The sequence below is a fragment of the Pantoea folii genome (assembly GCF_056678875.1).
On record NZ_JBWXON010000003.1, the window covers coordinates 116,248 to 140,275 of the forward strand.

The window sequence follows — 24,028 nt, forward strand, 5'->3', positions numbered from 1 at the left end:
AATTAATCCCGGTGATCTTCAATAACGGCTAACAGCAATTTCAGCGTGCCGAACAATAAGCAGCACACCAGCAACCAGCAGGCGATCAAATAAGGGGTATTGGGGAATGTGGATTCCTGCGGCTGCTGCGGTGAACTGATCACCGACAAGACTTTCAGCTTACGTGCCGCTTCCACGCGGGTTTTCTCAATCGAAGTCAGCGCCAGCTTGTACAGCTCGGTATCAAACGCCACCTTCGATTTAATCTCTTCAAAATCCACCGCCATACGGTTCAGCTTGTGGCCCTGCGGCGCGGTGATTTTGCTTTTTTCAGCGTCAATCTGCGCTTGTAAGGAGGAGATCGCGTTTTGCGCACTCACCACCTGCGGCGCGTCATCACGCAGATAGGTCAGCAGGTTACGCAGATCGGCTTCCATCTGGATCTTTTGACCCATCAGGGTATTGACCAGGGTGCTGGCGGCAAGAGCCTGCGCTTCCGGGTCCAGCACGTTGTTGCTGTTCTGGTAAGCGAGCAATTCACTTTTGCTGGCATCCAGTCGAACGCGTGCTTTCTCCATTTCCGCTTCAGCAAACGAGAGCTGATCGCGTGCAATCCGGTGCGACAGTTCGTTGATAAAGCGCTCGGATTCTTTCAACACGGCCCGGTTAAACTTAAGCGCAAATTCAGGGCTGAAGCCTTGCGTCTGGATATCCAGCAGGCCGGTTTTATCGTCGTAAGCAATGCTGATGCGGTCACGGTAGTACTGCAGGAAGCGTTCGGCGGTCTCTTCCTTTGCCAGATGGTTGAGGAAATCCAACCCGCTATGACTAAAGGCTTCATGGAAGTCGAGTTGCTTATCCAGCACCCGTAGCATGTCCGGTGAATTGATGTACTCCTTGAGGTAGAGCGCATCTTCGGCGGAACTGGGATTAGAGGCACCCAGCAACAAGCCAAAATTAAGACTACTGCTGCTGAGATCGTCCGAACGTTTTATCGCGACTTTGGATTCGCTCATATAGCGCGGCTGGCTGAAGATCACGAGATAGATCAGTAGCAGCGCCATCGGCAGCAGAATGATAATTTTCGCCAGGTGCTTCTGAATTTCCGCCAGTGAAATGGCAGGAAAACGCGAACGCATCGTGGATGCGGCGGACTTAACTTTCATCAACATGTAACAGTCATCAATTATTGTTGGGGTGCCCAAACTACAATTCGGGTTTGGTAGTATCTCTCACACCCACTTCTCCATGGTCAGCCGAAAATTTGTACAAGGCTGGTTATTTTTATTCAGTCAACGGGTAATCAAAAGCGCAGGGACTCAAAGGTTCTGCACCCTATTTGCGGATTCTTAAATTCGATTGAGTCATGCTGAGAGTTGAGGCTAAGCGCAGGATGCCACTCAATCAACACGGTAGAAACTGAAGGGATCAATCCCGGCAAAATGCTGCCGCTTTGCTGCTCCTGAAAAACAACCTGCTTCATGTCAGTTCCTTTGCATGATATATCTGGCAAATGCTCTCGCTACGCTTCCATACAACGGAAGCACAGCTAAATTTCATTAACGATTTTGCTCTATCCCCTAAATAACCTCATCGCGCCATCTCTATGAGTGGCGAGCCAAAGCGTGCGCATAGGCATCCGCTTAACGGGTAGTGAGGTAAGTTCTTTTTATTATTTTTCACTGCGACGCTCACAGCAAAATCTGAAGTGAGCAAGGGATAGAAATTCGACACTCTATGTAACATACAGCAACAGGCGGCACAAGAATTTTAAGCATATTCTTATTGAACCCTTATCATTTCAAAGGTCAATTCTTAACCACATAAAAGAAGCCACTGGCATAAAACGCCTTAATTCATCTGTTTAACGAAGATTTAAATCAAATTCTCCACACATTACCCTAGTTCGCACTAAAATTTTCTAAAAATGTCAAAAAGCTTCCAGTAATTACCATTGCAACCCATCAGGTCAAAGAAAACCGAGAAAACTCCCTGAGAATGGCCTTGGTTAGCTGCATCTCTTCAGCACTAAATTTGGCGAACAGGTTAGCGCTGATACTGGATAAAAAATGTCACCTTCTCGCAAAACAGTACCTGTCTGCGCCCTAACAAAACATCAATTTCCTTTAAGTCACCCAACTCACGACACAAAAAAGCCGCCGTTGACTCCTCAACGGCGGCCCTTAAACATCGAGATTGTGCGATTAACGTTCGCGCATCGCCTCTTTGGCTTTATTAAACGGTTTCACCAGATAATCCATGATGGTCTTCTCGCCGGTCTTGATATCGACAGTAGAAACCATCCCCGGACTGATCGAGTAGCGCTTACCGGCTTTGTTCTGCACGTAGTCGTTATCAGTGCGGATAAACACGCGATAGTAGTAAATCTCCGGCTTCACCTCATCCTGGATAGTATCCGGTGAAATGCTTTCCACCACGCCGTTCATGCCACCATAAATCGCGTAGTCATAGGCCGAGATCTTCACCACCGCACGCTGGCCGGGATGGATAAAGGCGATATCACGCGGTGACAGGCGCGCCTCAATCAGCAGACGGTCGTTGAGTGGCACGATGTTCATCAGTTCGCCATTGGGAGGAATAACCCCGCCGACCGTGGAGACTTTGATGTTTTTCACGATGCCATTCATCGGCGCACGGATGGTCAGGCGCGTCACCGTATCTTCACGCCCTTTGATCACCTCAGCCAGGCTGTCGGCCTCGGCACTGGCTTTTGCCAGCTCCTCACGCGCCTGCACATAGTATTGCGAGCGCATGTCAGTGAGTTTCAATTCCAGATCCGATTTATCACGCTGCAAACGCAACACTTCAACGCTACTGGCTGCGCCGGTTTTCGCCAGTCGCTGTGTGATCGCTAACTCTTTGTTTGCCAACGCCAGCGACTCTTTGAACTGTTTAGTCGAGTCATTGAGCTGGGCGCGTTTGGTTTTGTACAACCGCGTCTCGGAGGCAATTAGATCGGGATAAGCCTTGAGTTCATCCGGGAACGTGAGGGGATCATCGTTGACCTCGGCTCTCAGGCGCGATGCCGCCGCCAGTGCCGCCCGATAACGCGCCGCACTCTCGCCGACGCTGGATTGAGAACGTGTGGCATCCAGACGCGCCACCACCTGCCCCGCTTTCACCCGATCGCCTTCGTGCACGTAGAGTTCGGTGAGGATCCCGCCCTCTAAAGATTGCAGCACCTGATCGCGTGAACTCGGGATTACTTTGCCCGTGCCGGTTGAGACTTCATCCAGTACGCCAAACCAGGCCCACACCAGTGCAACCAGCATCAAAGCGGTGCTGATAGTGATCAACCGCACCGCGCCGGTGTAATGGGTTTCCGACTTTAATTCACCCAACAGATCATCGGATGAATCCACTTCTGCTGCCGTCACCAGCCGCAGTTTGCCAGGAAGTTGCTTCATCATGCTTGCACCTCCGGCTGGCTACCGCCCGCACGCGGCGGTGGCAGTGCGTTTTCTTTCGGGCTGTCCATCACCAGTTGCCCATCCTTGAGTACCAACACGCGATCCACCAATGCAAGGATCGCCGCACGGTGAGTGGCGACGATTAAGGTGCGGCCATTGAGCCAGGCCCCTAAACGCTCGATAAACTCTTTCTCGGTATGATCATCGAGCGCAGCGGTCGGTTCATCGAGCAGAATGATGTTCGGATCGCGCAGCAACATGCGCGCCAGCAGCAGTGATTGCCGTTGCCCTCCCGATAACCCCACGCCACCTTCCATGATGGGATGATCCAGCCCCAGCGGCAGACGACGGATAAAGTCAGCACCACCGCTGACGGTTAATGCACCGAAAATGGCGTCATCGGTGGCGTGTGCCGCGCCCATTGTCAGGTTTTCGCGCAGTGTGCCGTGGAACAAGCGCGCATTCTGCGTCAGTAAACCGACGTTACGGCGTACATCGGCCAGATCGATATGCGGCAAGCTGAGGTTATCCAGACGCAGTTCACCGCCCACCAGATCCATGCCGCCGATCATCGCTTGCAACAAGGTTGATTTGCCCGAACCGTTGCGACCCAGCACGGCAATACGTTCACCCGGTTTGATCGTCAGGCTTTTAATACGCAGTGCGACGGTGAGTGAATCACTGTAATAGCGGAACATCGCATCATTGAACTGGTAATGGCCAAACAGCACCGGGCAATGGATACGTGTTTCATCTTTGCTGTTTTCCACCGGCAGATTCATCAACGCATCCAGACCGATTTTGGCGGCTTTCACCTGCTGCCAGCGCGCCAGCACTCCACACAGTGTTGCCATGGGGGCAATCATACGAGAGGAAAGCAGGGATGCCGCCACAATCGCACCGGTAGAGATATCGCCATTGATCACCATTGGCGCACCCACTACGATGACACTGGCATACACCAGACCTTGTACCGTCACACCCCAACTGATCAACGAATGCATGACTTTTCGCATCTCAACGCCGGATTGCGCGGTAATGCGAATGTAGCTGTTCCACTGTTGCAGGAAGCGATCTTCTGCCTGCATCAGCTTGATATCCTCCAGCCCCTGCACGCTCTCCACCAGCACCGCATTACGCAGCGTGGACTCTTTCATCGCCTGCTGTGCCAGCTTCGCCAGTTTTTTCTGGCTGAACAGGCCTGGCAGCACCATCAAAATCACCGCGATGGGCGCTATCCATGCCAGCTGGGGAGCGATAATGGCCATCACCAGCAGGAACAGCAGGAAGAACGGCATATCGACGATGGCGGAGACGGTGGTTGAAGTCACCATCTCACGGATCGATTCCAGCTCGCGCAGCTGAGAAATAAAGGTACCGGTCGAACGCGGCACCGCACTGTTACGCAGCCGCAGTGCATGGCCAAATACGCGATCCGATACACGCATATCAGCGCGTTTACCCAGCAGATCGGTGACGTGATCGCGCCCAACGCGCAGGATATAAGTGAACACTACCGAGATAATGACGCCAATATAGAGCACATACAGCGTGGGATAAGATTGCGCGGGGATCACGCGGTCATACACCTGCATGGAGAAGATAATGCCGACCAGCGCCATCAGGTTGATCAGGAAGGAGGCCAGCATGACATGGGCGTAAGGCCGCATATCGTGCAGCACCAGCTTCATCAGCCAGTTGGGTTTTACGGTTGCCAGATAACGATCGACACGGCTGTCTTTTGCGGCCGTTACCGGGCGTAATGCTGCGGCGAAGCGTATTTCAGGCAGCAACGTTGCCAGCGCGACGGGGGCGGGTTGTTCATCTCCGGAGAAATGCACGCGCACTTCATCATCACCGTCAAAACTGGTGATAACACCGACTTGCCCATCGTTCAGTTCTACCGCCAGTGGCAAACGCCAGCTGGTGATTTCCCATTTATTCTCTTCATATAGCTGTAGTGATAAACCAGCCTGACGCGCCAAATGGCGCAGTGCTTTATCACGGGTTTGCTTACCCTGCCATTCGGCGGCGGCCATGATCATGCCTGGTGAACAGGGCAAGCGATAATGGGTGGCGATCTGGATGATGGCGGTTGCCCATCCATTCAATGGAACATCGCCGCCCGTAGCGCTACTGCTATCGCCATTGGGAGCATCAGGAATTTGTAATTGGGTCATGGCTGGATCTCCACATTCTGGATCCGCTGATTATTCAAAGCGAACGCCGATCGGATGTGCCCGGTGCTGTATAAGCAGTCGAGCTGAAGCGTTCGTAGCTGGCTGATAGTTTGTTGGAGCGTTAAACGCGTCTGGAACACTTCCTGCTCAGCGTTAAGCACATCCAGTAATGGACGGGTGCCCAGTTGCAGATACTGATCCTGATAGAGCTGCTGAGTTTTCTCGCCCAGCGTTTGTTGCCGCGCCATGATCGCCAGGCTCTGCGACAGGCTTAGCGCCTGAGTCTGCGATTCACTCAGTTGCTGACGCGCTTTCAATCGCGCGGAGTTGACGGCCGCATTAGCCGCCAGTAACGCGTTGGCCGCTGCATCGCGTGCGGCCGTGATACCGCCGCCCTGATAAATCGGCATTTCGACTTTAACGAAAGCCTGATATTGCGTGCGGTCCAGCGTTTCACTGCCGGAGTAATGGTTGTTGAGATAGTGAGTCACCTGAGGTTCAAGCGAAATAGTCGGCATGTTCTGCGCGTTGGCGTTATCCAATTTGGCTTGCGCCTGGTTAGCCTGCGCCCATGCAGAGAGTACCGCTGGATTGAGCTTGTCATCAGCTTTTGCTATCCCGCACGAACGTGTCAGATTCACCGGGAAATCGTCGCTGACTTTTTTCACCAACGGCCAACCAAGATAGGTCGCCAGCGTCGCACGCCAGCGTTCGAGGTTGGCTTGATATTGAATCAGTGTGGTGCGCGCCCCTTCGATACGCGCATCCGTTTGCGTGGCATCGGAGAGTGAAGCTGCGCCCTCGTCATTACGCTGACGTGCCAGATCGCCAATTTTCGTCAGCGAATCCAGTTGCTGCCGCGCAATTTTGACCAACTGCTGATAACCCTGAACTTCCACCAGCGCGGAAGCCGTATCGTGGGCTACGGTATCAATGCTCACTAACACATTGGCTTGTTCCATCGCCACGCCCGCTTCGGCGGAGCGCACTGAACTGCTAACTTTGCCAAAGTCATACAGCATCTGCGAAACCGACAATACGAACGATGGGCTGAATCCCTTCTCGGTATAAGCATTGCTGTAACCGTTGTTCATCCCGCCGCTTACCTGCGGGTAATATTTGGCTTTCGCCACATCCACCTGATTGGCCTGCTCCAGCATTTTCCCCACTGCCTGCGCAATGTCGGGATGCCACTGAATGGCGCGTTGTACTGCCTGATTGATGGTTAGGGAGTCCGGAACTCGGGCCAATGCGGGTTCGGCCACTTCACCGGTTAACGAGGGCAGATCCTGTTGCTGTGCCAGCCCTGTTGAAGTAATGGTGCCTGCCGAGGTGAGCGCATCACTGGCAGCCATAAGTTGAGAACAATGAAATAAAGCGATGCCCGCACAGAAGACGCTGAGCTTAGAATAACGGCGAGTTGGAGCGCCTGATTGCATCAAATCCATCGATAATCCACCAGTCAGTAACAAAGAAAGGGGCACATCCCTGTGCCCATACTGCTTCCCTGCTTCATTTCACCGCCGTTAGGCCGTGGTGTTTTGGTGCGGTTGTTGCAGCAATTCCTCCAGTGATACGTTCACGCCTTCCAGCGTGACCAGTTGAGTACTGCTGTACGCCGTACCTGTACCATCACGGTCAATTGAGAGCACGGTGTTGCCATCAGAAGTATGGTCCACTTTCACGAAATCATTAATATTACTTGTGGAATCATTCCAGCCAATTAGCAAGTTACTGATGTCAACTTTGTCACCTTGCGCAACATTAAAGTCGGTCCAGGTATCGTGCCCGTTACCGCCAGTGGCATCCGCAGTTGCCAGCAGGTGGTACACCAGAGTGTCTGCGCCGGCACCGGTGGTGATGGTGTCGTCGTAGGCACTGCCCGTTAGCGTGTCTGCGCCAGCGGTTCCAGTGATGGTCGGGTGGAGGTCGATGGTAAAGCTGTTATGAGTAATGGTGCCGTCAGACGCAGCCAGACTGTAGGTGAACACCTCTTTGTGCGTAATAGTCTGCGCATCAAGGCCCGCTTTCAGCGTGTAGGTATAACTGCCGTTGGCAGCAATGCTCAACGTACCGTAGTCACCGGTTACCAGAGTTGAACCACTGCTGCTCACGGTGGTGGTATCGCCGTGTTCATTAGTAATACTCAAGGTTCCGGTGTGCGTTGCAGTTGAATCACCGTAAATACTGCCGCTGGCGTCATGCTCTCCACTGGTGGTTTCAGCAAACAAACTGTTCACTGACAGCAACGATGTTGCCGCACCGTTATGCAGAGTTACGGTCAAGGTGGCAGAGGTGAGTGCACCACTCGCATCCCTCACCGAGTAGGTAAAGGTATCGGCAGTTGGCAAGGTATCGATATTCAGACCCGCCTTCAGTACATAGGTGTAGTTACCTTGGGAATCAATAGTCAGCGTACCGTAGGTGGTATTGATTACTGTATTACCCGTTGAGGCAACCGCACTGCCCGAGACTGCCGTTACTGCTGTTCCGGTTGGCACCGTACCCGCTATTGAACTGGTATCGTTCGTTAATAGATTACCGGTGACTGTTGCAGCAACCGTAACCGCTAGCGTAGTGATATCAGATACCGTGCTGATGGTGGTGGTAGGCAATACGCCAACACTGACGTTTGAACCAAGAACGACCGCATAGTTACCTGTTCCCAAATTGCTGTAGGTGACGTTGGCACCGGTTTGTGTACCCAGTGAAATCAACCCGGTTGATAAGTAACCGGCGTTAGTTTTGATTAACAACCAGGTACCATTCGTCTGCTGCTCGTACAGATACAGCGAATAGGTTGAAATCAGATTGATACCACCGACTGAACCATTGAGCGTAATGGTGCGCGTATCATCTGGTCCCACTGAGAACACATACGCATTACCGTTCGACAAGACACTGGCATTCAACACGTTCCCCAAACCAACGTTGGCCAGCGCAACGTGAGACACACTGGTCGTGCCATTGTTAAGGGTGCCCTGCGTTGTGCTGTAGTCCACTTCATTGGTGTCGTTAGTGGCGACGATACGAATGGCACCGACCAACGATGTGCTGGTTGAGACGTTGCCTGCACGGTCCGCCTGAGTAACCGACAAAGTCGCTCCGGTGGTTTGCGCCGTGGTGAGCGACACTGACCATGTTCCGCCCGCTCCGACAGTCGCTGTACCAATGGCTGCACCGCCTGCGTCACGTACCGTGACCGTTGCACCCACTTCACCGCTGCCCGTCACGACCGTACCCGCAGTGTTAATCGCCAGGCCCGAGACAGCCGCAGGTGCAACGGTATCGACGTTGACCGTTGCCGTGGTATTGCCTGTACTGACGTTCCCTGCAGAGTCGGTGACGGTGGTGCTCAAAGTATGAGCACCATTTCCAAGTGCTGCAGTGGTGAATGTCCAGGTACCACCTGCACCTACCGTGACCGAACCCAGCGCCGTTGCGCCATCAAAGATAGTGACAACTGCACCGACTTCAGCCGTACCACTCAATACTGGTGTGGTATCACGGGTGTACGCGCCATTGGCCAACGTTACCGGTGTTGTACCGGCATCATCAGTGATGGTTAACGTACTGGCTGTTGGTGCCACAGTGTCAATACGCAGCGTGGTTGATGCCGCTGGGCTGACGTTGCCCGCAGCATCGGTCTGAGTCACGCTTAACGTATGCGTACCGTTGCTCAAGGTGCCAGTGACAAAGCTCCAGCTTCCATTGCTGGCAACCGTTGCGGTACCCAACAGAGTGGCGCCTTCATAGACACTAATGCGTGCGCCTGCCTCGCCGGTTCCGCTCAACAGTGGCGTGCTGTCATTAGTGACACCGTTGTTTGGAATCGTTACTGGCGTACTGCCATTGTTGTTACTTGCGGCCAGGGTCACAGCAGATGGTGTGGTGGTATCCACTATTACGGTGGCGTTGGTGGCACCACTAACGTTACCTGCAGCATCCGTTACTGTAACGCTTAGCGGATGTGTACCCGTACCGAGTGTCACTGTGGTGTAAGTCCACGTACCGCTTGCTCCAACGATTGCGGTGCCTAGCACGGTGGTGCCATCCAGAATAGTGATGCGACTACCGACTTCCGCCACACCGCTTAAGGTTGGTGTGGTGTCGTTGGTCGATCCACCCGCTGGCACAACGACCCCAGTATTGTCATTGGTGATGACCAGAGTTGAAGCCGCTGGCGCTACGGTATCCACTATAACCGTGTAGGTGCCAGAGGCCGGGCTGACGTTGCCCGCCGCATCTTTCACCGTCACGCTCAGCGGATGGCTGCCATTGGTCAACGCCGTTGGTGGTGTGAAGCTCCACGCCCCGCCAGCGGCTGCCGTTGTCGAACCCAGCACCGTGGTGCCGTCATACACCGTCACGATGGAACCGCCTTCCGCCGTACCGCTCAACACTGGCGTGCTGTCGTTGGTCGAACCGCCGTTCGCTACCGTGGTGTTTGGCGTCACGCTGTCATTGGTCACCGTCAGTCCCGTTGCCGCTACCGGCACGCCGGTATCGATAATCAGCGTGACTGGCGTCGCCGTACTGACGTTACCCGCCGCATCCGTTGCCGTGACGCTCAGGTTGTGCGTGCCATCGGCCAGTGTGGAACTGGTGATGCTCCATGCTCCGGTGCTACTCGCCGTAGTGGAACCCAGCACCGTTGCGCCTTCACGCACGATGACCACGCTGCCCGCCTCTGCCGTACCGCTCAGCGCTGGCGTGTTGTCGTTGGTGCTGCCGCCGTTGGCAATCGCAATCGGTGTTGAGCCATTGTTGTTGCTGGCTGCAACCGTGACTGCGCCCGGCGCGGTGGTATCAATGATGACCGTCGCCGCCGTTGAGCCGCTGACGTTACCCGCTGCATCCGTAACGGTCGCGGTCAGCGGATGGCTGCCCGGATTCAGGGCTGCAGTGGTAAAGGTCCAGACACCGTTAGAGCCTGCAACAGCAGTCCCCAGAAGTGTACCGTTATCAAAGATGCTGACACGGCTGCCCGCTTCCGCCACACCGCTTAAGGTTGGTGTGGTGTCATTGGTCGATCCACCCGCTGGGACTACCACACCGGTATTGTCATTGGTGATGACCAGCGTCGTATTGGTTGGTGCCACGGTATCCACGATCACCGTGTAGGTGCCAGAGGCCGGGCTGACGTTGCCCGCCGCATCTTTCACCGTCACGCTCAGCGGATGGCTGCCATTGGCCAATGCCGTTGGTGGTGTGAAGCTCCACGCCCCGCCAGCGGCTGCCGTTGTCGAACCCAGCACTGTGGTGCCGTCATACACCGTCACGATTGAACCGCCTTCCGCCGTACCGCTCAGCACTGGCGTGCTGTCGTTGGTCGAACCGCCGTTCGCTACCGTGGTGTTTGGCGTCACGCTGTCGTTGGTCACCGTTAGTCCCGTTGCCGCTACCGGCACGCCGGTATCGATAATCAGCGTGACTGGCGTCGCCGTACTGACGTTACCCGCCGCATCCGTTGCCGTGACGCTCAGGTTGTGCGTGCCATCGGCCAGTGTGGAACTGGTGATGCTCCATGCTCCGGTGCTACTCGCCGTAGTGGAACCCAGCACCGTTGCGCCTTCACGCACGATGACCACGCTGCCCGCCTCTGCCGTACCGCTCAGCGCTGGCGTGTTGTCGTTGGTGCTGCCGCCGTTGGCAATGGCAATCGGTGTTGAGCCATTGTTGTTGCTGGCTGCAACCGTGACCGCGCCCGGCGCGGTGGTATCAATGATGACCGTCGCCGCCGTTGAGCCGCTGACGTTACCCGCCGCATCCGTCACCGTTGCAGTCAGCGGATGGGTACCAGCAACCAGGACACCAGTTGTGAAGGTCCATACACCGTTGGATCCTGCGATGGCGGTCCCCAGAAGCGTACCGTTATCCAGGATGCTGACACGACTGCCCGCTTCCGCCACGCCGCTTAAGGTTGGTGTGGTGTCGTTGGTCGACCCACCCGCTGGGACTACCACACCGGTATTGTCATTGGTGATCACCAGTGTGGTTGCGGTCGGTGCAACGGTATCCACGATGACTGTAACCGTGGTTGATGCCGGGCTAACGTTACCCGCCGCATCTCTCACCGTCACGCTCAGTGGATGAGTACCATTACTCAGCGCTGTGGTTGGTGTGAAGGTCCATGCGCCACCAGCGCCCGCCGTCACTGAACCCAGAACTGTGGTGCCGTCAAGGATGGTGACCACTGCGTTCGCTTCGGCCGTTCCACTCAGCGTCGGCGTGCTGTCGTTGGTGGAACCGCCGTTAGGTACCGCAACGTTAGTCACGTCATTGGTGACAATCAGGTTTGATGCCACCGGCACACCAGTATCGATAATCAGCGTGATTGGTGTCGCCGTACTGACGTTACCCGCCGCATCCGTTGCCGTGACGCTCAGGTTGTGCGTGCCGTCAGTCAGTATAGAACTGGTGATGCCCCATGCGCCGGTGCTGCTCGCCGTGGTGGAACCCAGCACCGTAGTGCCTTCACGCACGATGACCACGCTGCCCGCCTCTGCCGTACCGCTCAGTGCTGGCGTATTGTCGTTAGTGCTGCCGCCGTTGGCAATGGCAATAGGTGTTGAGCCATTGTTGTTGCTGGCTGCAACCGTGACTGCGCCCGGCGCGGTGGTATCAATGATGACACTTGCCGACGTCGTGCCGCTGACGTTACCTGCGGCATCAGTGACCGTCACGCTTAATGGATGCGTGCCTACACTCAGTGCGGTAGTCGTAAAGCTCCATGTACCGTCAGACTGGACAATGGCGGTACCAAGCACGGTTGTGCCATCAGAAATGGTGACACGTCCACCCGCTTCCGCTGTACTGACTGTACCTCTGAGTGTTGGCGTGGTGTCATTGGTTGAGCCACCGTTCGGCACCGTTACATTGGTAACATCGTTGGTGATAACCAAAGTTGAAGCAACCGGCGCAACCGTATCCACCGTGATAGGGAAGCTCGTTGCCGTGCTGGTGTTACCTGCGGCATCGGTCACCGTTACGCTCAGTGGATGTGCGCCGTTAGAGAGCGCTGCCGTGGTGAAGGTCCATGCCCCACCCGCACCGGCGATCACCGTACCCAGCACTGTCGTGCCATCGTAAACCGTGACGATATTACCTGCGGTCCCCGCCCCGCCGGACAAGGTTGGAGTGTTGTCATTGGTGGTTGCGCCACTGGTCAATGGGCCGGTAACCGGTGCAACGTCATCCGTTACAACCAGATTGGTCACTGGTGCTGGTCCTGTGAGAGAGACGTTGACTGTTACGGTCGCCGCTGGACTCACGTTTCCAGCAATATCTGTCGCGGTCACACTAAAGGTATGTTGGCCCTCACCAAGCGCTGTGCTGACATAACTCCATGACCCCGTACTGCTGGCGGTGACAGAGCCCACTACTACGTTGTTCTCACTGATAATCACCAAACTGCCTGGATCGGTGGTACCACTGAGTGCCGGGGTGGAGTCATTAGTGCTGCCATTATTGGCGATAGGAATGGCCGTTGTGCCATTGTTATTGCTCGCGGCAATAGTCACAGCCGGAGGTGTGGTATCGACAATCACCGTGGCAGTGCTTGATGCACCACTAACGTTACCGGCAGCATCTGTGACTCGCACACTCAGCGTATGCGTACCTTCAGCCAGCGTTGGGCTGTAAGACCAGTTACCGGTGCCGTCTGCGGTCGCTGTGCCTAGAACTGTGGTGCCATCATAAATCGTCACCGTGCTGTTAGCTTCCGCGATACCACTCAGTACCGGCGTGCTGTCATTAGTCGAGCCGCCGTTAGGTATCACAACATTAGGCGCTGCATCATTGTTGGTGACCACTAGATTGGTCGCCGCCGCCGGAGCAATGGTATCTACAGTGAAGTTCACGGTAGCAGACGCCGGGCTAATGTTACCAGCCAGGTCGGTCACCGTGACACTCACCGCATGCGCACCACTGGTCAATGTTGAAGTGGTGAAACTCCATACGCCGTCCGTTCCTGCCGTTGTACTGCCAATAACATTCGTACCATCGTAAATGGTGACGATACCACCCGCTTCTGTTGTACCAGTCAGTTGCGGGGTGTTGTCATTAGTTGACGTTCCTTCACCAATTACCACTGGTGTTGAACCGTTGTTGTTGTTGACTACAAGGTTAGCAACGGCGTCTGGCACGATGCTGTCAATGTTAATGGTGATTGGGCCCGCACCCACTCCAGCATTACCTTCCGCATCTACGATAGTCACCGTGATAGCATGCTCACCCTGACCCAAAACTGGATTCGGGGTAAAGGTCCATTGACCGTCGCCGTCTGCAATAACCTGACCCAACTCGGTTGCGCCATCCAGGATAGTGACCACGGCATTGGCTGTTGTTACACCGGTCAGAACAGGGCTTGTGTCTTTGGTGTAATCACCGTCAGCCAGATCCACCAGTGTGGAACCACTGTCATCGGTGATCTGCAATGTACTGGTCGCAGGTGGCAAGTCTGCTTGAATGTTTAACTCAAAGGCAGGCTGAGGTGCCGCTGGGCTGACGTTGCCCGCCGCATCGGTTGCCGTTGCCGTGAAGTTATGCAGACCATTACTCAACGCAACGGGTGTAAACGTCCATGCACCCGTCGTAGCATCAGCAACCGCGCTACCCAACAGGGTGGTGCCGTCATAAACAGAGACAATACTACCCAATTCAGCGGTTCCGCCGAAGGTTGGGGTGTTGTCATCTGTAACGTCGCCCGTTGAAAGTTCGCCAGTTGCCCCGCCCGCATTATCTGTTGCGGTCAGACCAAGAGGCGCCTCTGGTGCCAGGGTATCCACAGTCAGCGTGTAGGTTGTTGCAGCTGAGGTGTTACCCGCAGCATCAGTTGCGGTGACGGAAAGCGTTTGTTCACCCTGACCCAGCTCAGTGGTGACCACGCGCCATGTACCGTTGTCTGCCACTATCGTTGAGCCTACCAGGAGACCATCAGAGTAAACGTTGATAATGGATCCCGCTTCTCCGCCGGTACCACGTAGTACTGGCGTACTGTCATTCGTCGTAGAGTCAGCAGGAATAGTGACAGGGTTGGCACCGTTGTTGTTACTAACGGTAAAGGTTCCAACTACAGGTGCAGTGCTATCAATGGTGATATTGAAATTGGTCGTGGCGCTGGCATTACCCGCCTCATCGGTGACTACAATGCCCAGATTGTAAGTGCCCTCAGGCCAGGCGGTGGTCGTGGTGTAACTCCAAACACCTGTATCAGGGTCAGCAACTGCCGTGCCAAGCACCTCACCTGTCGCCGTATTGATAATCGATACGGTGCTACCAGGTTCTGCGTTACCACTGATAGCAGGCGTAGTGTCACTGGTTGCCCCACCATTAGCGATGGTCACAGGTGCATCAGGATCAACATCATTTTGCACGACTAAATCACTGACAGGTTCCGGTGCCGTCGCATCCACACTAATTGTGAAGGTCGCAGAAGGTTGACTGACGTTGCCGATTTCATCAGTGACAGTCGCAGTGAGCGTGTGCGTGCCGTCTGACAAGACGGGTGATTGGAAGCTCCAGGTTCCGTCATCGAGAGCAATGGTTGAACCGATAGCCTGTTGGTTACCATCATAAATAATGACCAGGCTTCCTGCTTCCGCGGCACCGCTCAGCAGAGGGGTATTATCATTGGTCGTGCCGTCGCTTAGCACCTCAACATTGGTCGTGCCGTCATTGTTGAAGACCTGCAAAGTAGCAGCAGGAGGCGCAGCCGTATCCACGGTGAATGTGATATCCGAAGCTGGGCTAAGGTTACCTGCAGCATCAACCACGCGTACAGACAGCGTATACGTTTCATCAGGCAGATTCGGCAGAGTGATACTCCACGCCCCATTGCTGCCTACCGTGGTGGTGCCAAGCAGGTCATCTCCGTTGTAAACGTTAATAATGCTGCCAGCCGTGGCCGATCCAGAGAGAAGCGGTGTGCTATCACTGGTAAATGTGCCCTCGGTATTGGTTACCGGCACCGTGCCATTATCGGTGCTCAGGAGAACACCCGTAGCAGCAGGAAGTGGGGCGGTATCAACTTCTACACTAATGGTCGAAGGAGCGCTGGTGTTACCGGCAGGATCACGTGCCGTCACACTCAACGTGTGGGTACCGTCTGAAAGTGCCGTAGTGACAGCTACGCTCCAGTTACCCGTTGCATCCACAGTGATCTGTCCAAGAACGGTATTACCCTCTGTGATGGTAATAATCGTACCTTCCTCCGCCGAACCGCTGACGACTGGCGTGTTGTCATTGGTCAGGCCACCACCAGGGATCGCCACTGGGTTACTGCCCAGATCATTACTCAACGCCAGATTGGTAATAACAGGTGCCACGGTGTCAATGGTGACAGCCACCGGCGCACTCGCGCCGCTGGTATTGCCTGCCTCATCCGTTACCGTGACTGACAAGCTGTGATCCCCATCGGTGAGTGTCGGCGTGAAGCTCCAGTCACCATTTTCATCAGCGGTGGTGGTACCCAGAACGGTTAGGCCGTCTGAGACAGTAATAATGCTGTTAGGCTCAGCCGTACCGGTGAGAAGTGGTGTGCTGTCGTTGGTGACCCCGCCGGCAGCAATCGGGAATGCCGGGTCGCTAGAGTCATTCGCAAGCGCCAATCCTAGCGCAGCATCTGGCACATCCGTATCCACGCTAAAGGTAACCGGTGCTGATGGCGCACTATCATTACCTGATGGATCGGTAACTACCGTTGTCAAACTATGGTCGGTGCCGGAATCCAGCTCAGGCAGGGTATATCTCCAGTTGCCGTTCGCACCTACCGCAACCGAGCCCAGCACAACGCCATCATCAGAGATGGTCACAACACTGCCCGCTAATGCAGTACCACTGAGCACTGGCGTGGTGTCATTGGTCGCGCCGCCGTTACTGATAGTGACTGGCGTAGTACCTTCGTCATTGGTCAGTTGCAGATTGATTGCAGCATCTGGCGTTGTGGTATTGATGGTGAACGTGACAGGCGCTGATAACGGGCCAGTGTTCCCGGCGAGATCAGTCACGGAAGTCGTGAGGCTATGGTCACCTGTTGATAGCGGCGTCTCTATCATAAAGGTCCAGGTACCATCATCACTTACGATGGCTGTGCCCTGTTCCAAACCATCCGCAAAGACGGTAACCGTCGTGCCCGCCTCTGCGGTGCCGCTTAAGACTGGAGTCGTATCGTTAGTTGTTCCATTGGTAATGGCAACCGGCGTTCCGCTCTGATCGCTGCTCAGAACCAGAGCCGTCGCGGCGACAGGCAGTACAGTATCAACGGTGAAGCCAATTGCTGCTGACGGATCGCTAACGTTGCCAGCGGGATCAGTCACGGTCGTGGTCAGGCTATGAGCACCTTCGCTCAGTGTTGGTAAAGTAAAACTCCAGCTACCATCGGTACCCACAATCGCGGTACCCAGCACGTTTAAGCCATCCGTTACGGTGATGACACTGTCAGCTTCTGCGCTACCCGCTGCACCGCTCAAAACTGGTGAGCTGTCGTTGGTTGCGCCCCCCGCAGGAATAGCGGTGCCACCATCGTTCGCTAAGGTGATCGCTGTTGCCGTGTCTGGCGCAGTGAGGTCGACAGAGAAGTCAAACGGCTCAGATGGATCGCTGACGTTACCCGCTGGATCCGTCAAAGTAACGGTCAGACTATGATCACCCGCTTCAAGTGCTGGAGACGTAAAGCTCCAGCTTCCATCCGTTCCTACCGTGGCGGTGCCTAGAGGCGTCACAGCATCATTATCATAAATCGTGACGATGCTGCCCGGTTCGGCACTGCCTGCGGCACCGCTCAATACTGGCGTGGTGTCATTGGTCGCACCACCATTGGCAATAGCAACGGGTGATCCACCCTCGTTGTTGATAAGTTGCAGGTTTATTGCTGCATCTGGAGCCGTTGTATCAAGAGTGAAACTGATTGCGGATGACGCTGGGCCGGTATTTCCTGCCGCATCCGTTACGGTAGTGGTTAAGCTATGTGCTCCGGGCTCCAGAGCAGGATCTGGCGTAAACGTCCAGCTGCCATTGCTATCAACTGTAGCGGTGCCAATTTCTGCACCGTTATCCAACACCGTTACCGTACTACCCAGTTCCGCCGAGCCACTTAAGACTGGTGTGGTATCGTTGGTTACACCATTGGTAATGGCCACAGGTGTACCGCTGCTGTCATTACTTAATACCACCGTAGTGGCAGCGGCTGGTGCCGTGGTATCGACAGTAAAGCCAATCGGTGCCGACGGTGCACTAACATTACCCGCTGGGTCTGTAACGGTTGCCGTCAGGCTGTGGTCACCCTCGCTAAGCGTTGGAGTGGTGTACGTCCACGCTCCGCCAGCTTCCACAATAACGGTTCCCAGCACCGTGGTGCCGTCAGAAATGGTTACGATACTGCCTTCTTCAGCAGAGCCGCTTAAGGTAGGTGTGGTATCGTTTGTCGCGTCGCCATCGGCAATTGCTAAACCATCATCGTTATTGAGTGAGACATTAGCCGCTTCAGCCGGAGGTGTAACATCAACGGTAAACGTGAACGGTTCAGAAGCAGCCCCCACGTTACCGGCAGGATCGGTCAGCGTAACGGTCAGGCTGTGATCGCCCGCAGCCAGTTCTGGCGAAGTAAAGGTCCAACTGCCATCAGCACCGACAATCGCGGTTCCCAATGGTGCTGGGCCATCATTATCGTAAACCGATACTGTGCTGCCGGGTTCAGCGCTTCCCGCTGCGCCACTCAGTACAGGAGTCTGGTCATTTGTAACACCGCCTTCGGTAATCGCCAACGGCGTACTGCCCTCGTTATTACTGAGTTGCAGACCAGTCGCCGCCTCAGGTGCGGTGAGATCGATATTAAAGCTAATAGCACTTGATGCCGGTCCAGTGTTGCCTGCTGGATCGGTGACAGTGACACTCAGGCTGTGGTTACCCGCTTCCAAAGCCGGATCCGGAGTAAATGTCCAAGTCCCATCGTCACCAACGGTAGCAGTACCGATTGTCGCAGTGCCATCCAACACATTTACCGTACTGCCTGGCTCCGCGTTACCACTCAACACCGGTGTTGTGTCATTGGTAACTCCGCCGGTGGCAATGGCTGTGTCATCGCCATTCGTCAACAGCAGACCCGAAGCTGCGGCTGGAGGTTGAGTATCCACGGTGAAAGTAATTGAGTCAGAAGGTGCACTGACATTACCCGCTGCATCCGTCACGGTCACGGTCAGACTGTGGTCGCCAATGCTGAGCGTTGGTGTGGTGAAGGTCCAGCTTCCGCCTGCGCCTGCCACAACACTGCCAAGCACCGTGGTGCCATCATAAACGGTGATAATGCTGCCCTCAGCATCAGCAGTGCCGCTTAATGCTGGTGTGGTGTCATTGGTTGCAGCACCCGCTGCGATTTCAACAGGTGATTGGCCTTCGTTGTTGGACAACACCAGATCCGAGACCACATCTGGTGGCGTCGTATCCACGCTAAATTCAATTGGCGTAGAGGGATCGCTGACGTTGCCTGCAGGGTCAGTTACCGTAGTGGTGAGGCTATGATCGCCTGGCTCCAGCGGGGTTTCTGGCGTAAAGGTCCAGTTACCATCCGTACCCACTGTGGCGGTGCCCAATGGCGTACCATTATCAGATACTGTGATGGTGCTGCCCGGCTCTGCGGTTCCGCTTAATACAGGGGTCGTATCGTTGGTGGTACCGCCGGTAACAGGTACTGCGCTGCCACTCTGGTCGGTACTTAGCACTAAATCACCCGCAGCGTCTGGCACTTCAGTATCTACGGTGAAGGTTATCGGAGTAGACGGTGTGCTGCTATTACCCGCCGGATCGGTAACCACTGCAGTAATACTGTGGGGACCCTGGCCTAATATAGGAGTGGTGTAACTCCAGGCTCCACCTGTACCGGCGATAGTTGAACCCAATACGTTGGTGCCATCAGAAACAATAACAATGCTGCCTTCAGTAGCCGTTCCGCTCAACACTGGGGTGGTGTCATTGGTGGCACCGCCGACGGCAATTGCATCGCCATCGTCATTAGCCAGTGCGACATCTGTCGCGGCTGCTGGCGGCGTCACATCAATAATGAAGTTAATGGGATCGGTGGCCGGGCTGGTGTTGCCCGCAGGGTCGGTCACCGTTGCGGTGAGAGAATGATTACCTTCCGTTAGCGCGGGGGTGGTGTAACTCCAGTTGCCATCGGTGCCGACGCTCACTGAACCCAGCACAGTATTACCATCCGACACGGTCACGGTACTGCCCGGTTCAGCGCTACCGCTTAATACAGGCGTGGTGTCATTCGTTGCGTCACCCGTAATCGGCACTGCCGTACCTGATTGATTGTTACTCAGTTGAATTTCGGCGGCAGGCTCAGGTGCAGTCGTATCAACGTTGACGATAATCGGATTAGAAGCCGAGCTGGCATTGCCCGCGGGGTCAGTCACGGTCGTAGTGAGACTGTGATCACCCTCTGTCAATGTTGGCGTGTAGCTCCAATTGCCATCGTCACCCACGGTAGCGGTGCCCAGTACGGTACCGCCGTCAGAAACGGTAACGGTGCTGCCAGGCTCTGCTGTGCCGCTTAATACAGGTGTGGTGTCATTGGTAGCTCCAGAGGTAATAGGAACCGACGTACCACTCTGGTCGGTGCTGAGCTGCACATTACCCGCTGCGGAGGGAGCCTGCGTATCTACAATCACCGTAATAGGATCGGAGGCTGAACTAGTATTTCCCGCCGGATCGGTCACGGTGGTCGAGATGTTATGCGTGCCTTCGGTTAATGGCGGAGTGGTGTATGTCCAGGTGCCGTCATCTCCCACGATAGTCGTACCCAGAACCGTAGTACCGTCGGTTACGGTAACGGTACTGCCCGGTTCAGCGCTACCATTCAGCTGTGGCGTGGTGTCATTAGTTGATCCACCCGAAGAAATCGGATCGCCTGCATCGTTGCTGAGTTCGACGCCGGTTGCTGGCTGAGGAGCAACGGTATCAATGGTCACATTAATAACATCGGAATCGATGGTATTACCTGTGGCATCAACATAGCTGGACTGGAAGGCATGCGGTCCATCTGGCAATGCGGTTGGTGTGAAGGTCCATTGGCCGTCCGCGCCCGCAATAACAGTACCCAACTCAGTGCCATTATCTGTCAACGTCACCACTGCACCAGCACTTGCCAGGCCACTTAAGACCGGGGTGGTATCTTGTGTGCTGTCGCCATCCGCCAACAGCACCAGGGTGCTGCCACTGTCATCAGTCACCTCCAGCGTGAGGGTTGCAGGTGGCAGACCCGCTTCAATATTGACGACAAACGGCGTGGTTGCAGGGCTAACATTCCCCGCGATATCCGTCACTGTAACTGTCAGGCTATGGCTGCCGTTACTCAGTGCTGCAGTGGTGAAGCTCCATGCGCCGCCAGCACCTGCCGTTACAGTACCCAGCAAAGTTGCGCCGTCGTAAACCGTTACGACAGCGCCCTCTTCAGCCTGGCCTGTCAGATCTAACGTGTTGTCATCGGTGGTACCACCAGACGTCAGTGGGCCTGTACTGCCACCCACGTTATCGGCGACCACTAATCCGCTGGCTGCTGCCGGTGCAATGGTATCCACCGTGAAGGTAAGTGAATCTGAGGCTGGGCTGATATTGCCAGCCTGATCTTTCACCGTTGCGGTCAGGCTATGTTCACCTTCACCCAACGCTGGCGTTGAGAAGCTCCAGGTACCATTGGCGCCGACGGTGGCCGTACCTAAAACGGTAGTGCCATCAGATATAGTGACAGTGCTACCCGGCTCTGCTGTACCGCTCAGGCGAGGAGTGCTGTCATTGGTAATACCGCCCAAGGCCACTGGCACGGGAACGCTACCCGCATCGTTATTGATTTGCAGGCCACCCACTGCATCCGGTGCCACGGTATCAACGTTGATAACAATATTGGCGGTATTGGTTACGTTGCCATTGATGTCGGTAATAGTGGCATGGAAGGTGTGTGCGCCCTCTGACAAATCATTGGTTGCAAACGTCCATTGACCATCGCTGCCAACAATCACTGTGCCTAACTGCGTATCACCATCAAACAGCGTGATCACATAACCCGCTTGCGATAGCCCACTGAGAATAGGGGAATTGTCATTTGTAAAGGCGCCGTTGGACAGTTGTGCAAGGGTATTTCCATTGTCATCTGTCACCTGCAGTGTTGAGGTCGCAGGCGGAAGACCTGCCTGAATCTCAACATCGAATGGTTCAGAGCGTTCGCTAATATTGCCTGCTGCATCTGTCGCCGTTACGGTCAGGCTATGTGGTCCGTTACTCAGTGCTGGCGTAGTAAAGCTCCAGCCACCACCAAGGTTGGCCGTTGCATTACCCAGCAATACATCACCGTCATAAATGCTGATAATGGCACCAGCTTCTGCCTGCCCACTCAGCGTTGGCGTGTTGTCATCCGTGGTGTCACCAGTAGTCAGATTATCCTGAACGTCGCCGACGTTATCTGCCACCGTGAACCCAGCCAATGTTGCAGGTGCCGTTGTGTCTACTGTGAAGGCAACTGGCGCCGATGCTGGACCCGTATTGCCTGCGAGGTCGGTCACGGTGGTGGTAAGACTATGGCTACCTTCGGTCAGTGCTGGTGTTGTGAATCGCCAGTTGCCATTAGTGTCAACAACAGCCGTGCCCAATACTGTCGTACCATCCAGAACAGTAATGGTGCTACCTGGCTCAGCAGTTCCACTCAGTGTTGGAGTGGTGTCATTGGTTGCACCGCCTGCTGCAAAAGGCACGACTGTGCCGCCTGCATCGCCGCTCAGTTGAAGGTCACCTACTGCTTCTGGCGCAACAGTATCAATGTTGATGGTAATGATTGCTGATTCAACACTATTGCCAGTGGAATCCGTAATGGTGGCGTGAATCGCGTGGGATCCATCTGCTAGTGCGCCAGGCGTAAATACCCATTGTCCATCTGTCCCGGCAACAACGCTGCCCAGTACAGTTTCGCCGTCATACAAGGTAATGACTGCGCCTGCAGTTGCAAGCCCGCTCAATACCGGTGTGTTGTCATCGGTATAAGCGCCATTGGTCAGTGGCACCAATGTACTGCCATTATCATCGGTGATTTCCAACGTGGAGGTTGCTGGAGGCAGATCCGCCGTCACGCTGAAGTTAAACGGATCTGTGGCTGCACTCACATTGCCCGCCGTATCGGTAACCGTCACAGTCAGGCTGTGCGCGCCATTACTCAAGGCTGGCGTGGTGAAACTCCAGGTGCCGTCCGCCCCAACGGTTGCAGTGCCGAGCAGTGTAGTGCCGTCATACACGCTAACGTAGGTGCCCGGTTCAGCAGTACCGCTGATAGTCGGGGTATTGTCATCGGTAGTCGAGCCAGCGGTTAATGGGCCTTGCGTACCGCCAACATCATCACTGACCACCAGACCAGCAGCCGCAACTGGTGCAACGGTATCCACGATAAACGTGATCGGGTCGCTGGAGCCGCTGGTATTGCCGGCCGCATCCGTCACCGTGGTGGTAAAGCTATGCTGGCCTTCAGCCAACGCAGGCGAAGTGAAGCTCCAGTTGCCATCAGCTCCCACCACGACGGTTCCAAGCAGTGTGCTGCCATCGTAAATACTGACTGTAGCACCCGCTTCTGCGGTGCCGGTCAGCGTCGGAGTATTGTCGTCAGTGGTGACGCCGTTAACAATCGCGCCCTGAATCGCGCCAACATTGTCGGTAAGCGTTAAGTTGGTCGCAGCAGTCGGTGCAGTAGTGTCACCACCACCATTGTTGCCACCGCCGTTATTACCCCCACCGTTGTTGCCGCCGCCGTTATTCCCGCCGCCATTGTCGCTGCCGCCGGTATTTCCATCACCGACCGCTGCATTACCGCCGCCGCCGCCCGATGAACCAGCAAACATCGCACCCAAGCCCGCCAGCGCCGCACCACCGATACCGAAGGCGGCAATCGTGCCGTCATTGGTGGTGTTCTCAGCTAACAGCCCTTCGGTACTGTCGATGTTGACGTACTGGAAGCCATCAGTGCCCGGATCTTCGACCCACCACAGCGCGCCTTTGTCGTCCTGCAGCACCAAATCGCTATCGCCAGCTGCAGTGTAAAAGTTATGAATAACAACGACTTCACCAGCCTTTGTGGTGACGACTAAATCATTACCATTGCGTGTGAAAGACTTAATATCTGATTGATTAAGGTGAAGTTTCACTACGCTTGGCGCAGATAAATTGACCTGGCTGCCACTGACTTCAGAAGCAACTGTCCCACCTTTAGGAGTGATAGAGATATTATTCATTTTATCGAAATCCCGCGCAGTTATTAAATTCCATAAAAACGCCCGGTATCCGCAGATACCGGCTTCAATGGCGAATAGTCCCGAGGACTACTCACTTTTTCTCTTGGTCGATCTCATACAAACTCATGATGAAATCGCGCTGAGTCGTGTTAAGCCTCCACCCTGAAAATGG

6 protein-coding genes are annotated in these 24,028 nt (G+C 55.0%); all 6 read right to left on the bottom strand.

The features are described from left to right. Window positions 1-2: 2 nt before the first annotated feature. Window positions 3-1,151: a capsule biosynthesis protein gene (locus AC1MDE_RS05605; RefSeq protein ID WP_479414348.1), complete on the bottom strand. Its 1,149-nt coding sequence runs from the start codon at window positions 1,149-1,151 to the stop codon at window positions 3-5. Between the two features lie 131 nt (window positions 1,152-1,282). Further along, entirely contained in the window at window positions 1,283-1,462 is a 180-nt protein-coding gene (locus AC1MDE_RS05610; RefSeq protein WP_160833055.1) for a hypothetical protein, read from the bottom strand. Between the two features lie 721 nt (window positions 1,463-2,183). Then, window positions 2,184-3,407, bottom strand: a complete 1,224-nt coding sequence (locus tag AC1MDE_RS05615; protein ID WP_374754048.1) for an HlyD family type I secretion periplasmic adaptor subunit — start codon at window positions 3,405-3,407, stop codon at window positions 2,184-2,186. Next, a complete protein-coding gene (locus AC1MDE_RS05620; protein WP_479414347.1) occupies window positions 3,407-5,590 on the bottom strand; it encodes a type I secretion system permease/ATPase in 2,184 nt (727 codons plus the stop codon). Before AC1MDE_RS05620 ends, AC1MDE_RS05615 begins: the two co-directional genes overlap by 1 nt. Next, complete coding sequence (locus AC1MDE_RS05625; RefSeq protein WP_058961873.1) at window positions 5,587-7,038, bottom strand: TolC family outer membrane protein; 1,452 nt, start codon at window positions 7,036-7,038, stop codon at window positions 5,587-5,589. The genes AC1MDE_RS05620 and AC1MDE_RS05625 overlap by 4 nt, the downstream gene beginning before the upstream one ends. A gap of 78 nt (window positions 7,039-7,116) precedes the next feature. Beyond that, the gene (locus AC1MDE_RS05630; RefSeq protein WP_480344373.1) at window positions 7,117-23,856 is read right to left on the bottom strand and encodes an Ig-like domain-containing protein; all 16,740 of its coding nucleotides are present in this window, start codon (window positions 23,854-23,856) and stop codon (window positions 7,117-7,119) included. Window positions 23,857-24,028: the final 172 nt, after the last annotated feature.

Coding starts and splice junctions, on each gene's coding strand:
- AC1MDE_RS05605 (WP_479414348.1), bottom strand. CDS start 1,151: ATGTTGATGAAAGTTAAGTCCGCCGCATCCACGATGCGTTCGCGTTTT.
- AC1MDE_RS05610 (WP_160833055.1), bottom strand. CDS start 1,462: ATGAAGCAGGTTGTTTTTCAGGAGCAGCAAAGCGGCAGCATTTTGCCG.
- AC1MDE_RS05615 (WP_374754048.1), bottom strand. CDS start 3,407: ATGAAGCAACTTCCTGGCAAACTGCGGCTGGTGACGGCAGCAGAAGTG.
- AC1MDE_RS05620 (WP_479414347.1), bottom strand. CDS start 5,590: ATGACCCAATTACAAATTCCTGATGCTCCCAATGGCGATAGCAGTAGC.
- AC1MDE_RS05625 (WP_058961873.1), bottom strand. CDS start 7,038: ATGGATTTGATGCAATCAGGCGCTCCAACTCGCCGTTATTCTAAGCTC.
- AC1MDE_RS05630 (WP_480344373.1), bottom strand. CDS start 23,856: ATGAATAATATCTCTATCACTCCTAAAGGTGGGACAGTTGCTTCTGAA.